Source organism: Streptomyces parvus, from assembly GCF_014648875.1.
Taxonomy (GTDB): domain Bacteria; phylum Actinomycetota; class Actinomycetes; order Streptomycetales; family Streptomycetaceae; genus Streptomyces; species Streptomyces parvus.
Genome location: NZ_BMRY01000002.1, coordinates 196,290 through 210,863 on the forward strand (window position 1 = coordinate 196,290; position 14,574 = coordinate 210,863).

9 protein-coding genes are annotated in these 14,574 nt (G+C 69.4%); 5 read left to right on the top strand and 4 right to left on the bottom strand.

Annotation, left to right across the window (positions count from 1 at the left end; translation table 11 throughout):
* The first annotated feature begins 18 nt into the window (after positions 1 to 18).
* From IE140_RS07040 to IE140_RS07055, 4 genes are all read left to right on the top strand, one after another.
* Positions 19 to 6,456: an RHS repeat domain-containing protein gene (locus IE140_RS07040; RefSeq protein ID WP_189460196.1), complete on the top strand. Its 6,438-nt coding sequence runs from the start codon at positions 19 to 21 to the stop codon at positions 6,454 to 6,456.
* Between the two features lie 18 nt (positions 6,457 to 6,474).
* Positions 6,475 to 6,906, top strand: coding sequence for a hypothetical protein (locus IE140_RS07045; protein WP_229826722.1), 432 nt, complete (start codon positions 6,475 to 6,477; stop codon positions 6,904 to 6,906).
* Between the two features lie 782 nt (positions 6,907 to 7,688).
* The gene (locus tag IE140_RS07050; protein WP_150193681.1) at positions 7,689 to 9,476 is read left to right on the top strand and encodes an ABC transporter ATP-binding protein; all 1,788 of its coding nucleotides are present in this window, start codon (positions 7,689 to 7,691) and stop codon (positions 9,474 to 9,476) included.
* Complete coding sequence (locus IE140_RS07055) at positions 9,473 to 11,188, top strand: ABC transporter ATP-binding protein (protein WP_150193680.1); 1,716 nt, start codon at positions 9,473 to 9,475, stop codon at positions 11,186 to 11,188. The genes IE140_RS07050 and IE140_RS07055 overlap by 4 nt, the downstream gene beginning before the upstream one ends.
* Positions 11,189 to 11,243: 55 nt before the next feature.
* Here the strand turns inward: IE140_RS07055 and IE140_RS07060 are convergent, their stop codons facing one another.
* From IE140_RS07060 to IE140_RS07070, 3 genes are all read right to left on the bottom strand, one after another.
* On the bottom strand, positions 11,244 to 11,927 hold the full coding sequence (locus IE140_RS07060; RefSeq protein WP_150193679.1) for a TetR/AcrR family transcriptional regulator: 684 nt from the start codon (positions 11,925 to 11,927) through the stop codon (positions 11,244 to 11,246).
* A 239-nt stretch (positions 11,928 to 12,166) separates the two neighbouring features.
* Positions 12,167 to 12,733 carry a TetR/AcrR family transcriptional regulator gene (locus IE140_RS07065; RefSeq protein ID WP_167533452.1) on the bottom strand — a complete coding sequence of 189 codons (567 nt, stop codon included), beginning with the start codon at positions 12,731 to 12,733 and terminating at the stop codon, positions 12,167 to 12,169.
* 90 nt (positions 12,734 to 12,823) lie between these two features.
* Positions 12,824 to 13,297, bottom strand: coding sequence for a small multi-drug export protein (locus tag IE140_RS07070; protein ID WP_150193678.1), 474 nt, complete (start codon positions 13,295 to 13,297; stop codon positions 12,824 to 12,826).
* A 79-nt stretch (positions 13,298 to 13,376) separates the two neighbouring features.
* Between IE140_RS07070 and IE140_RS07075 the strand changes: the two genes are divergently transcribed.
* Positions 13,377 to 13,793, top strand: a complete 417-nt coding sequence (locus tag IE140_RS07075) for a PPOX class F420-dependent oxidoreductase (RefSeq protein WP_150193677.1) — start codon at positions 13,377 to 13,379, stop codon at positions 13,791 to 13,793.
* A 70-nt stretch (positions 13,794 to 13,863) separates the two neighbouring features.
* Here IE140_RS07075 and IE140_RS07080 read toward each other — a convergent pair whose 3' ends face one another.
* A complete protein-coding gene (locus tag IE140_RS07080; RefSeq protein ID WP_167533451.1) occupies positions 13,864 to 14,448 on the bottom strand; it encodes a hypothetical protein in 585 nt (194 codons plus the stop codon).
* Between the last annotated feature and the right edge of the window lie 126 nt (positions 14,449 to 14,574).

The window sequence follows — 14,574 nt, forward strand, 5'->3', positions numbered from 1 at the left end:
CTGGCACTGACTTTGGGCATGGTGGCACCGCTGGCGCTGGTTTCCAGCGCCGAAGCGGCCCAACGCGGCCTCGGCCGGCCCGATGTACAGGAACAGCGGGTCAGCAAGGTGAGGGCCGTCGACGCGGCGGCGGGCAGGAAGGCCCGCAAGCAGGTCGCGGCGGATCTGGAGGCCAACACCCGGCAGGCGGGCCGGGCCGCCACCGAGCGGCGTGACGCCGTCTGGCCGAAGCCGGGAACGGCCGAGCTGCCGGTGGCGGGAGGCGGAACGGCGGAGGCCGTCGTCGGTGGGCTGCCGCTGGCCCTGTCCCGGCGGGACGCCCGGAGCACCGGGGCGGCCGCCGTGGGACGGTCGACCGTCACCGTCCTCGACCAGAAGGCGGCCGACCGGCTCGGCATCACCGGGGTGGTGCTCACCGCCGATGTCCTGGCGGACGGCCCGGTCGATGTGACCATGGAGTACGGCGGATTCGCCTCGGCGGTGGGCGGCGGCTGGGCCGGCCGGCTGGAGCTCGTACAGCTGCCGGCCTGTGCGCTGACCACACCGAGGAAACCGGCCTGCCGTCAGCAGACGCCCCTCGGGTCCGACAACGACACGCACCGGCAGGAGGTCTCCGCGACACTGCCGTCGAAGCTCGCGTCCGCCCCGGGAGGCGCGCGGGCGACGTCCGCCGCCGGTACGGCGGTCCTGGCGCTCACCGCGGCCGGAGCAGGCGCCGGTGAGTCCCCGAAGGGCAGCGGCGACTACTCCGCCACCGAGCTCGCCGAGTCCTCGTCGTGGTCGGCGGGCAGCAGCTCCGGGGCCTTCACCTGGAACTACGACCTCAAGCTGCCTCCCGCCGCCGCGGGGCCGACGCCCACCATGTCCCTGTCCTACGACTCCGGGAGCGTGGACGGCCGCACCGCCACCACGAACAATCAGGGCAGCCCCGTCGGCGAGGGATTCGGCATCACGGAGTCCTACGTCGAGCGCAGTTACGGCAGTTGCGACGACGACGGCCACGAGGACGTCTTCGACCTCTGCTGGAAGTACGACAACGCCAGGCTGGTGCTGAACGGGAAGTCCAGCACGCTGGTCAAGGACAAGACCTCCGGGCAGTGGCGGCTGCAGGGCGACGATGCCTCGTCGGTCACCCGGTCCACGGGCGCGGACAACGGCGACGACAACGGCGAGCACTGGACCGTCGTCACGGGCGACGGGACGAAGTACGTCTTCGGCCTGGACAAGCTCGACGGGGCCGGAAGCCAGCGGACCAACTCGGTCTGGACGACTCCCGTCTTCGGCGACGACAGCGGTGAGCCGGGGTACACGGGCGGGGACTCCTTCGCGAAGCGCTCCCTGACCCAGGCGTGGCGCTGGAACCTGGACTACGTCGAGGACACCCGGGAGAACGCGGCCACTTACTGGTACACGGCGGAGGCCAACCACTACCGGAAGAACAAGGCCGACAAGGCCGACACCTCCTACATCCGCGGCGGATACCTCAACGAGATCCGCTACGGGCTGCGCAAGGGCGCGCTTTTTACCGACGCCGCCGACGCCAAGGTCACCTTCGGCCACGCCGAGCGGTGCACCGCGGCGGACTGCACGACCCTGAAGAAGGAGACGGCGCACCACTGGCCGGACGTGCCGTTCGAGTCGCTGTGCTCCAAGGACGACGCGGACTGCGAGGCCCTCGCCCCGGCCTTCTTCACGCGCAAGCGCCTGACGTCGGTCAACACCTTCTCGTGGTCCGCGGCGACGTCGGAGCACACCCCCGTGGACTCCTGGGCGCTGACCCAGAAGTACCTGGACGGTGGCGACATCGGCGATACCTCCGACCACGTCCTGACGCTCACCTCGCTCAAGCGCACGGCCAAGGCGGGAACGGCCGTCGAGTTCGACCCGGTCGGATTCACCTACCACATGCGCCCCAACCGGGTGGACGGCACGGACGACATCCTTCCGCTGACCCGGCCCCGCGTATCGACGGTCACCTCGGAGACGGGGGCGGTCACCACCGTCACGATGTCGGCGCCCGAGTGCGTCCGCAGCGAGGTCCTCGGAAAGCCCGAGGACACCAACACCCGTAACTGCTTCCCGCAGTTCTGGAACATCAACGGTTCCTCGGTGGCGTCGGTGGACTGGTTCCACAAGTACCGCGTGGTGGCCGTGGTGACGTCCGACCCGGCCGGACAGAACGACACGGTCGAGCAGGAGTACCTGTACAGCGGAGCCGCCTGGCACTACAGCGACTCGCCCTTCACCCCCAAGGACGAGCGCACCTGGTCGGACTGGCGAGGATACCGCCAGGTCACCGTTCTCAAGGGCGCCAAGGACACCACGCGTTCGAAGGTGGTCTCCCTCTACCTCCAGGGCATGGACGGTGACGCCAACAAGGACGGCACCACCAAGTCCGTGAGCACACCTGCGCTTCCGGTCACCGGCCTGAACCTCGCGACGACGACCGACTCCGGAGCCTTCGGCGGCCAGCTGCGACAGCGGATCACCTACGCGGGGACCTCCCCGATCGGCGTGGTGGTCAACCAGCCGTGGCAGAAGGAGACCGCGCGTCAGGACGTGCCCGGGGCGGGCGACCACGTCGCCCGCTACGTCCGCACGCAGAAGACCACCACGTACACCTATCTGACCGCCCCCAAGTCCTGGCGCGCCCGGACCGTCTCCACCGACCACGACGAGTACGGCATGCCGTACCAGGTGCAGGACAACGGTGACGACGCGAAGAGCGGCGACGAGATCTGCACCCGCACCTGGTTCGCCCGCAGCGACGACTCCGGCATCACGAGCCTGCCCTCGCGTACCCGGACGGTGGGGCGGACCTGTGCGACGACCGACGCGTCCCTGGACCTGCCCGCCGACTCCACCCGCCGCGGTGACGTCCTGACCGACTCGGCCATCGCGTACGACGGCGCCGCCTGGTCCGCCACGCAGAAGCCCTCCAAGGGCCTGCCGACCTGGACGGGACGCGCCGCCTCCTACACCGCGGCCGACGCCCCCGTCTGGCAGAAGACCGGCACCACGTCCTACGACACGCTCGGACGTGCCCTGACGGTCACCGACGCCGACGACAAGTCGACGGTGACCGGTTACACCCCGACCACCGCGGGCCCGCTGACCGGAACCGTGGTCACCAACGCCAAGGGCTTCAAGACGTCGACGTTCTTCGATGCCCGGCGCGGGGTGCCGCTGCGCACGTACGACGCCAACTCCCGCAAGACGGAGCTGACCTACGACGCCATCGGCAGGCTGACGGACGTCTGGCTCCCCGACCGCAACCGGGCGGCGGGCGAGAGCCCGAGCCAGAAGTTCCGCTACGCACTCAGCAACAGCAAGCCGTCGGCGGTCTCGACGGCGGTGCTGAAGAAGGACGGGGTCAGCTACAACACCACGTACACGATCTACGACGCGCTGCTGCGGCCGCTCCAGACCCAGTCACCGACCCCGCAGGGAGGCCGGCTGCTCACGGACACCCGCTACGACTCCCGAAGCCTGGCCTACGAGACGCACGCGGACATCTTCGACAGCACGGCGGCGCCCAACGGCACGTACACACGCGCGGAGTACGGCGAGTCGCCCACCCAGACCGAGATCGTCTTCGACGGCGCCGAACGGGAGACTTCGAGGTCGGTGCTCTTCTTCGGCGTCAAGCGCTGGACGACGGCCACCGAACACACCGGTGACTCCACCGGCACGAGCGCCCTCGCCGGGGGCACCGCGAACCGGGTGATCGTCGACGCCCGCGGCCAGAAGACCGAGACCCGCACGTACGCGGGCCAGCAGCCGACCGACCCCGCGTACGGGGGCGGCCTGGGCGTCCCCTACACCTCGGCAGCCACGGAGTACACCCTCGACGGCAAGACGAGCGTCTTCACCGGTCCGGACAAGGCGCGCTGGAGCTACGAGTACGACCTGTTCGGCCGCCAGACCGCCGCCGTGGACCCCGACAAGGGCCGGGCGACGACCGGGTACAACAAGCTCGACCAGGCGATCCGGGTCACGGACGCCCGACAGCGCTCGGTGCTGACGAAATACGACGAGATCGGCCGGATCACCGGCACCTGGGACGGTGCCGAGACCGATGCGAAGCGCCTCACCGAGCACCTCTACGACGGGGTGATCAAGGGCAAGCCGTCCTCGTCGATCCGGTACGTCGGCGGCAAGGCCGGTCAGGCGTACACCCGTGAGGTCCTCACGTACGACACGCTCGACCGCCCGTTGAGCAGCCGGATCAAGCTGCCGGCCGACGACCCGCTGGTCAAGGCGGGCGCCCCGGCGACCATCGATTCCACGAGCGCCTACAACAACGACGGGACGCGCCAGAACACCAAGGAACCGGCGCTCGGCGGGCTGCCCTCGGAGGTGATCGAGTACGGCTACACCGCCCTCGGGCAGGTCAAGTCCGTCGTCGGCAGCACCGGTTACCTGCTCGACACCGACTACTCGGCCCTCGGTCAGCCGCAGCAGCTCATCCTGGGCGTGGCCAACACCGAGGCGCACAAGAAGGCCTACGTCACCCACACCTACGAGGAGGGCACCGGCCGCATCACCCGCAGCCACGTCACGGACCAGACCCACCCGTACATGCTGCAGGACCTCAACTACACCTACGACCAGGCGGGGAACGTCACCGCGATCGCGGACCCGACCACTCTCGGCGGCACCGGCAAGGCGGACGCCCAGTGCTTCGCCTACGACGGCTTCCGCCGCCTGACGGAGGCCTGGACCCCCTCCTCGCAGAAGTGCTCGGATCCCCGCGACGCGTCGAAGCTGTCGGGACCCGCGCCGTACTGGACGGGGTACACCTACGACACGGCCGGACAGCGCAAGACGGAGACCCAGCACAAGCCGGGCGGGGACACCACCGACACCTACTGCTACCGGGGCGGCGACAAGCAGCCGCACACCCTCGCCGGCGTCAGCGCCAAGGGTAACTGCACCCAGCCCGAGCGTTCGTACACCTACGACGACGCGGGAAACACGGACTCACGGCCGGGAGCGGCCGGGAAGCAGGTCCTGGAATGGGGCGCCGAGGGCAAGCTCTCCAAGCTCACGGAGGGAACTCGCACCACTGACTACCTCTACGACGCGGACGGCAACCTCCTCATCCGCGGCGAGAAGAACGGCGAGCGGGTGCTGTACGCGGGCGCCACGGAGCTGCATCTCAAGAGCGACGGCACCTTCTGGGCCCAGCGCTTCTACGGATCCACCGAACTGTCCGTCGCCGTGCGTACCAACCAGAGCGGCGCCAACAAGCTCTTCTACCTGGCCGGTGACCAGCACGGCACCTCCAGCCTGGCCATCGCCTCCGACACGCAGGCGGTGACCAAGCGCTATCTGACCGCCTTCGGAGTGGAGCGGGCGGGCGCCGTCGGGTCCTGGGTGGACGACCGGTCCTTCCTGGGCAAGACACGCGACCGGTCCACCGGTCTGACCCACCTCGACGCACGCGAGTACGACGCGGAGCTGGGCCGGTTCATCAGCGTCGACTCGCTGCTGGAGACCGAGAAGCACCAGTCGCTGGCCGGTTACGGCTATGCCGAGAACAACCCCGTCACGCTGTCCGATCCCACGGGCCTCGGAAGCTTCTCCTGCACCATGGGCGTGGACTGCCCGACCGGAGCGGAAAAGGTGGAGGAGACCGTCTCCCCGCCAGTCTGGGGCGCCAGCAGCACCGGCACCTCGGGCACGTCCTGGAGCGGGCCGCTCGGCTACACCGGGATTCCCACGCTGCCGCTGGTGCAGCAGCCGCCGCTGCTCATGGGTCCTGACCCCATGCCGTTGCTGTTCACCGGTCCGGTCAGCCCCGAGATGCAGAAGTTGCAGAAGATGTTCATGGAGGCACAGGCGATGTGCCGTCTGCCGTCGGGCAGTCTCGTGAACAACGAGCACGGGGGTGACGGCAAGGTCAACAGCGACGGCCCCTGGTCGCTCGCGTTCCGCTGGGCCTGGGGCGCCGACTGGCACCCGAACTATTTCAAGCAGGCGATCACGCTGTCGGACGCAAAGTACGACGGTGACGACGCGATCACCCAGAACCTGATCGACAGCAGCAGCATGAAGGACGCACGGGTGTACGTGGCCAACACCTTCCGCGAGACAGGAGCCCTCAAGGGCAAGACCAAGTACAGCACCACCAAGAACGCCGAGGGGCAGAACAGAAACCTCGCCCAACTCGTCGGTCTCTACGCATCCGACGTCGGCGGACTGCTCATAGGAAAGAAGGACAGGAAGGCCCAGGGCGTACTCGGCTCCTACGACCTCAAGTACAAGATCACCGAGAGCAAGGGCAGCACGCTCACAGTCAAGTACACGGCCTCGACGGACATCGACAACGAGTCCTTCCTTCCGTCGCACGCCGAGTGGCAGAAGGCCACCAACTATGGTCCCAAACACATGGGAGGATTCTTCGCCGGCTACCGGGTCGAGATCCGCTGGCAAGAGACCATCTACAAGTAGGGGATAGGAAGTATGTCGGTGGGAAGAGGGCGATGCGCCGCCATATCCCTGGCCCTGGGGCTGGCGGTGGTCCTGAGCGGGTGTTCCACGGCGGGCACCACGGCCGTGGACACCGACGGGCTGCCGGGTGTCTGGACCGGGAGCGGCGGCGGCCGGGTCGAGTTCCACGCGGACGGCCGGTTCAGCATGAAGGGGATTCCCGCCGAATCCGTCGACTTCACCTGGAGCGAGCCGCGGAACGGTGCGACCAGGGTCTCGGGTGCGGGAACCTGGCAGCAGCAGGACATCGACGAGGACAGCCTGCAACTGATGTTCGACGCCGGCGGCTCGTTCCCGACCGACGAGGAGGTCGCCACCCTCATGGTCGCCGAGGACGGTCCGCCCCAGGTGCTCTACTTCAGCACGAACGTCGACAAGCCGTACGGCTACGAGATCGAGAAGAACCCGTAGCCACTTCGGACGCCTCGACAGGTTCCCCGGGCCGTAGGCCCGGGGCCTGGCAGCCCGGGTCGGACACGAGCCGGCCCGGGCCTGGCGTTTGACGCCCTGATGCGCGACCGTCCGGGGGCGTGGGGCGATGTGTTGACCGGAGACGAGGCCGCCGGCGACCCAGTAACGAGCTTGGCGCCATAAGCAGAGAGATGTCGAGGGGGTCGCACGGCCTCCGAACGAGCAATGCTCAGGACTTGTGGATCGGTTCCGGGAGGGTGCACGAGGGCCCACCTTCCCGAATGATCCTGTGATGACTACCGAGTAGGCCCCACAGGTCAGCACCTACTGGTCAGCCACCGGCACCGGCAGATGCGTCGGCCGCGCCGAATGGGCCGACCTGCGTCAACGACTTGGTCCGTCAGTAGCCCGCGCTGGATCCAGGAGGACAGCCAGGTGACGGTGACGCGCAACGTCAGCTCCGCCACTGGTGCGTTCAGCGTCAGTCCTGCAGACAATGACGTCCCCGTCGCTGGCCACCGGTCGCGCCGTACACAGACCACCGGCCTCGCCCAGCGCCTCCAGCACCCGGCGCTGCCCGTGGTGTACGGATGGGCGCGCGGCAGCGCAGCCTCTAGATCTACATCCTGCGCCAGCGGTTCCGGACGCCATGCCCGCCCACCGCGACGGCGCGCGCCTGGTGAGCGGCACCCATGCCACCGGCGCCAACTCCCTGGCCCGGCAAGCCCGTGGTCGAGTACGGTCTTATTTGTACGCGTACGAATACGGGAGGGGTCACCGACATGATCGAAGGCTTAGAAGCGGGGGAGCGGTCCGTGCCGGACTCGGATTCCGGCCCCGTCGAGGAGCGAGGTGGCCTGTCCGGGCCGCTGCGTGCTCACGTCCGCGTGTTCGCGGCCGTCGTGGTCCTGCAGGTGGTCGGAGCTCTCGCGGGACTGGCGCCCCTGCTGGCGGTGGTCGAACTGGGCCGCACTCTGCTCGCGCCGGGCCCGATCGATGAGGGGCACGTCTGGCGGGCCGTGGTCGTGGGCGCGATCGGCCTGTTCGTGCGGCTGCTGTTCACGGCCGTGTCCTCGGGGCTCGGGCATGTGCTGGACGGTCAGGTCCAACTGACGTTCCGCCGACAGCTGGCCGCGCGGCTGGGCCGCGTGCCGATCGGCTGGTTCTCCCGGCGCGGGACCGGCGAGCTGGCCAAGGTGGTGGGGGAGGACGTGAGCGCTGTGCACCCCCTCATCGCCCATGCGCCCGGTGAGCTGGTCTCCGCGTTCGTGGTGCCGTTGGTGTCGCTGGTCTATCTGTTCACCGTCGACTGGCGGCTCACGCTGATCACGCTGATCCCAGTGGTGCTGGCCATCTCGCTGGTCCCGCTGCTGATGCTTCCCGCCAGGACGCGTGAGCAGGAGGAGTTCGACGAGTCCATGGGGCGGATCGCGAGCTCCGTCGTCGAGTTCGTGCAGGGCATCTCGGTGGTGAAGGCGTTCGGCGGGTTCGGGCGCGCCCACGGGAAGTTCCTCACCGCCGTCGACGATTTCGTCGGTACGTTCTTCCGGTGGGTGCGCGGCATGTCCCCGGTCGCCGCCGGGATGCAACTTGCGCTGTCGCCGCCGTTCGTGCTGCTGGTCGTCCTGATCGGCGGTACGTCCCTGATCACCTCCGGCGGCCTCGCCCCGGCCGACCTGCTGCCTTTTCTGCTGCTGGGCCTGGGGCTGACGGCCCCGGTGGCGGCCCTGGGTCACGGCTTCGACGACCTGCAGGCCGCCGGCCGCGCGGTCGGCCGGATCAAAGAAGTCCTCGACGTCCCGTCGCTTCCGGAGCCCGCGCACCCGGTCGCGCCCCAGGGGCACCGGGTGGAACTGCGCGATGTCCGCTTCGACTACGAAGAGGACCACGAGGTGCTGCGCGGGATCGACCTGGTGCTGGAGCCGGGTACCTTCACCGCGCTCGTCGGGCCGTCGGGAAGCGGGAAGTCGACCCTGGTCCAACTGCTGCCGCGGTTCTTCGACCCCAGCCAGGGCTCGGTCACCATCGGCGGCGTCGACCTGCGCGAGATCGGCAGCCGGCAGCTCTACCGCACGGTCTCCTTCGTCTTCCAGGACGTCCGCCTGCTGCGCGCCTCGGTCGCCGACAACATCGCGCTCGCGGTGCCGCACGCCGAGCGGGACGACGTGGTGCGCGCCGCCGAACTGGCCCACATTCACGACCGGATCCTCGACATACCGAACGGCTACGGGACGGTGATCGGCGAGGACGTCAAGCTCTCGGGCGGCGAGGCCCAGCGGATCGCCCTCGCCCGCGCGCTGCTGGCCGACACACCCGTCCTGGTGCTCGACGAGGCGACCGCCTTCGCCGACCCGCAGACCGAACAGGCGATCCGCCAGGCCCTGGTGACTCCGGGCGGCGAGAGGACGATGCTGGTCATCGCCCACCGCCCGGAGACGGTCGCCGACGCCGACACCGTCGTGATGCTGGAGAACGGGTCGGTCGTCGAGCGGGGCCGGCCCGCCGAACTACTGACGCAGGAAGGAAAGTTCGCCGAGTTCTGGCGATCCCGAGGAGGACAGCCCCGATGATTCGAACGCTGCTGCGCGTGCTCGGACCCGAGTACGCCCAGGCGATGCGCCGCACCGTGGTCCTGATGACGATCACCGCGATGGTCGAGGGCCTTTCCTACGCACTGCTCGTCCCCGTGCTGCGGGAACTGTTCGGCAGCACGCCGGACGACGCCGTGTCCTGGCTGACCGCGTTCGGGGCAGCGGTCACGGTCTACGCCGTCCTGCGCTACGTCAGCGACCTCTCCGGCATGCGCGTCGGCACCAAGATGCTGCACGGCATGTACTACCGGCTGGGCGAGCACCTGGCCCGGCTGCCGATCGGCTGGTACAACTCCGCTCGGGTCGGCGAGGTCTCCGTCATGGCCGGCCGCGGTCTGCTCCGGGCGATGGGCGTCTCCGCGCACCTGCTGGCCCCGTTCATCTCCGCCCTGGTGACCCCCCTGACGATCGTCGCCGTGATGGTCGCTTTCAACTGGCAGCTGGGCGTGGCCGCGTTGATCGCCGCACCCGTCGTGGCGGCGATCCAGAAGTGGACCGCGCGCTCGACGGCCGGCGCCGACGCGGACCGCCACGAACGGGACAAGGAGGCGTCGGACCGCGTCATCGAGTTCCTCCAGGCCCAGCCGGTGCTGCGCGCCGGCGGCCGCACCGGAGAGCGCTTCGAACTGCTCGACGACTCGCTCCAGGAGGTCCAGCGCTCCTCCCGGCGCACCGTGCTGGCGATGCTGCCCGGCGCGGTGGGCCTGACGGTCGCCGTGCAGGTGGCCTTCACCGCGGTCCTGGCGCTCGGCACCTCCCTCGCGCTCGGCGGGAGCATCGGAGCCGCAGAGGTCCTGACGATCCTCGTGCTCGCGGCCCGCTGCGCCGATCCGTTGCTGTCGCTGTCGGACCTCGGCGCGGGGCTCCGCGGCGCCCGGTCCGAACTGGAGCGGCTCGACGAGGTCCTCAGCACCGCGCCGCTGCCGGAACCCCGTGAGCCCGTCCGGCCGGTCGACCACGACCTGGCGTTCGAGTCCGTAACCTTCCGGCACGGAGACCGCACGGTCTTCGACGAGGTGTCCTTCTCCGTGCCCCAGGGGCAGCGGCTCGCCGTGGTCGGACTGTCGGGTGCGGGCAAGAGCACCCTGCTCCAGCTGCTCGCCCGGTTCTACGACGTGGACTCCGGCGCGGTACGCGTGGGCGGTGTGGACGTGCGCGAGATCGACACCGAGGTGCTGATGGCACAGATCGCCATCGTCTTCCAGGACGTCTATCTCTTCGACGGCACCATCGAGGAGAACGTACGCCTCGGCCGGCCCGACGCCGACGACGCCGACGTCCGCGCGGCGGCGACCGCGGCCCGGCTCGACGAGGTCATCGAGCGGCTGCCCGGCGGCTGGGAGACGAACGTCGGCGAGGGCGGCGCGCTGCTGTCGGGCGGTGAGCGCCAACGCGTCTCCATCGCCCGGGCTTTGCTGAAGAACGTGCCGATCGTCCTGCTCGACGAGGTGACCTCCGCCCTCGACCCGGTCAACGAGACCGCCGTCCACGAGGGCATCGAGCGCCTGCTGGCCGGGCGGACCGTCGTGATGGTCGCCCACCGGATGCGAACCGTGCAGCGCGCCGACCGTGTCCTCTTCCTGGAGGGCGGCCACATCGGGGAGGAGGGCAGCCACGACGAGCTTCTCGCCCGGAACGGCCGCTACGCCGACTTCTGGAACATCTCCATGGCACCGGCAGTGAGTGACTGAGTGGGTATGCGCATCGATCCGTCGCGGGGGCCGGCGGGCCGGAGCGTTCCGCCGACTACCGGCCCTCCACGGTCTCCTCCGACCGCAGCAGCCCGTCGATGATCGCCGTCAGGCCCTGACGGTGGGTGTCCCGGCCGTTGAGCTCGGCCCATCGATCGGCGAGCTCCGCCAGCCGGGGGTGCGTACCGCTCGTCAGGCCGGCGACGACCTGGTCCTCGTAGGTCGGTCCGGTGGCCCGGGCGCGCCGCTGTTCGCCGTTCGCACGGATGATCAGGTCGCCGACGATGGCGAACCAGATCGTCCGGTAGATGTACACGGCGTGTTCCGGCGTGTGTCCGCAGTCCACGGTCGCGCCGATCATCTCCTCGACGAACCAGAGAGCCGAGGGGGCGATGAGGTCGCCGCCGGCCACCACCTGCACGATCCACAGCCGGTCGGCGAGCAGCTCGTAGAGCATGATCGACACCGCGATCAGCCGCTCCCGCGGGTCCTCCGGCAGCTCCGGTCGCGGAATGCGCCGGGCCTGAGCCTCCATCAGCAGCAGAAGCAGTTCGTCCTTGTTGCGAACGTGGTAGTAGAGCGCCATCGGCGCGCTGTCCAGTTCGTTCGCCAGACGCCGCATCGAAAGCTTCTCCGCGCCCTCGCTCCGCAGAACATGTTCCGCCGCGGTGATGATGGCGTCGAGGGAGAGATGAGGTGGCCGGCCGACGGTCTTGGTACGGGAACTTTCCGCGGTCATCTCATCCTCCACAAGGGTGAGGAGATTCTAGCCAGGTCGATCTGACGCGGGCCGCCCCGACCCGGAGACCTGAGGGCGCCCACGACCACCCCCGGCCGACGCGACCTCCCCGGCCCTACCCGAACAACGAGGACGCCGCTGGTTCGCGTACGTCGATCACCTCTACCCGGACCCCAGGCAGAATCGTTCTGACCCGGGGACATGTGTCCTCCGAGGCGCGTCACGCCGGGCGCCGCCCGTCACAGGAGGCGGCGCACGGCCTCCACGATCGCGCTCCGGCAGGCCGCCGGGTCCGATGCCAGGACACTCGTCTCAGGCGCGCTCGCGGCATTCGTCGGGCTCCAGGCCGAGGCGATGGCCAGGACGAGGGTGAGGAGCGTGGCCGGGGCGAAGCCCGGTGTGCCCCCTCGGTCCTTCCGGACCGCTTCCAGCGAGGCGAGCTTGTCCATGCGGGCCGGCTCGGCGACGGCAGGGTCCGTCTCCAGGGCGGTGCCGCGTTCCAGTCGGTGCCAGGTCGCCAGGCGGAGCACCTCGGGGTGCTCCTGGTAGTGGTCGAAAAGCCGCCCGGCGTAGTCCGGCAGGTCGTCAGGTGTGAAGGGCACCAGGTCGAGCCCTCGCCCGAGGTGTGCGTCGAAGACGGCGTCGAAGAGCCCGTCCTTGTTGCAGAAGTAGACGTAGATGAGGTTCTTGTTCGCCGAGGCGGCCTTGGCGATCCGGTCGACGCGCGCTCCCGCGATCCCGTATGCCGCGAACTCTTCGGTCGCCGCTTGGAGGATGCGCGCCTTCGTGGCCTCGGCTCGGGACATGGGGATCATGCTAACAATGCCTAACGGGTCTTGCCGGAACGGTGAGTTGTCACTGTTCGGTGATCGGGGACCGGTGCGCGGCGTGCGTCGTCACATCAGCCCGAAGGCGTCGATCACGGCCTCGGAGGCGAGCAGCATGACGGTGCACCACAGGGTGACGCCCGCCATGAGCCAGCCGATCAGCCGCCACCGGGGCAGGCCCAGCGCCGTGCCCAGCATGGCCGATCCCCAGGTGCCGAAGAGCGCCGGCCCGATGATGCCGAAGCCAATCACGCCGTACCGGTTCACCACGCGCCGGGCCCGCCGGCCGGTGGGGCTGTCGAGGCGGTTCCGGCGGTTCTCGGGCGGCGACCCGGCGGTGACGGGCCGTCGCTTCGAACGCCGGACCAGCCATTGGGTACGCAGCCACCCGGCCGCGAAGACGGCGGACAGCAGGCACCCGGCCGCGCCGAGGAGTACGGCGATGAGCGCGACGGGCGGGGCGAGGGAGACCGAGAGGCCGAAGGGTACGGCCGGGGTGCCCAGAGCGAATCCGGCGAGCACGGCCCAGGCGAAGTTCAGCACGTATGACTCCTCGACTTCGGGACGGCCGCCATGCCGGTTCGCGGCGACAATGGGTTAACTAACCAGTTATTCTATCGCGATGACCATCTCACCATCGGCCTCAGGATCCTTACCGGGCAGCCCGGTTGAGCGACTGGCGGCATCCAGGTACGTACTTCTCACGACGTTCCGCCGGGACGGGCGGGCAGTGCCCATTCCGGTGTGGGTGATGAGGGACGGGGACTGCCTGGCCGTGTGGAGCGCGGCCGACGCCGGCAAGGTCAAACGGATCCGCAACAGCGGCCGGGTCACCGTCGCCCCCTGCGACTGGCGGGGGGTCCCGAAGGGGGATTCCGTGCCGGGTGTCGCCGAGTTGCCCGCTGACCAGGACACCGTCCACTACCTCGACCTGATGAAGCGCAAGTACGGTCTCGTCGCGCGGATCGGTTTGCTGGGCAGCCGGCTGAAGGGGGCCGGGCACCGCACGGTGGGCATCCGGATCCGACTCGTGGAGTGACCTTCGCGGGTGTCGGAGCCGTATCCGGCCCGCGCTTCGGCCGAACCCTTGTTGACCTCCACCGTTCGGATCACGATCCGGCGGCAGGCTCCCGGCAGGCCGGGGATCCTTCGACGGCCTTGGTGTAGGCGACGAGGAGCTTCTCGATGGCCTCCGGGTCGTCGATGCCCGAGTCTCGGGTCTCGACCGCTGTGTAGAGGACCTGCTCCGGATGTTCCGACGTCTTGCAGGAAGGGACGGTCTTGCCGACGCCGGCTTGCCCGGAGTAAATGAAGCGTTCGTCTTCGGACAACGTCCCGCCCTTCGTACCGGGGTACGCCGGCGAGACCGCCGCCGTGTTTTGTCCCCGAGACCACCAGGCCTGGGTGAGGCTGAGAACCAGCTTGCCGTCCACGTACAGGTTGCAGCGGATCGTTCCGCCGTTCGGCCTCTGAGTGGCCGTGGTGAGCGAGTCCCCGCCGGGCAGCACGGCTTTCACCAGGGCGGGTTCCACAGCGATGCCGCACAAGGAGCTGGGCACGGTGTACGCCTTCTCGGGCGGCCCGTCGCCGGAGCATGCCGACAGGGTTACGGCGAGAGCGACGGCGGCCGACACGGGGACGGCCAGGCCGATGAACCGTTGGCGCCGGAGGGATCCTCGGAGAGGCTTGGACAACGCGGGCACCTCTCGGGGCGACGACAAGAACAGCTCCGACCGTATCCCGGTCGGTGCCTCTGCTTCCGGCCGAGTCGGCAACGTGCTCGGTTGGCCCAGCCAGTCGCGGTGCTGTCCCGGCCCCTG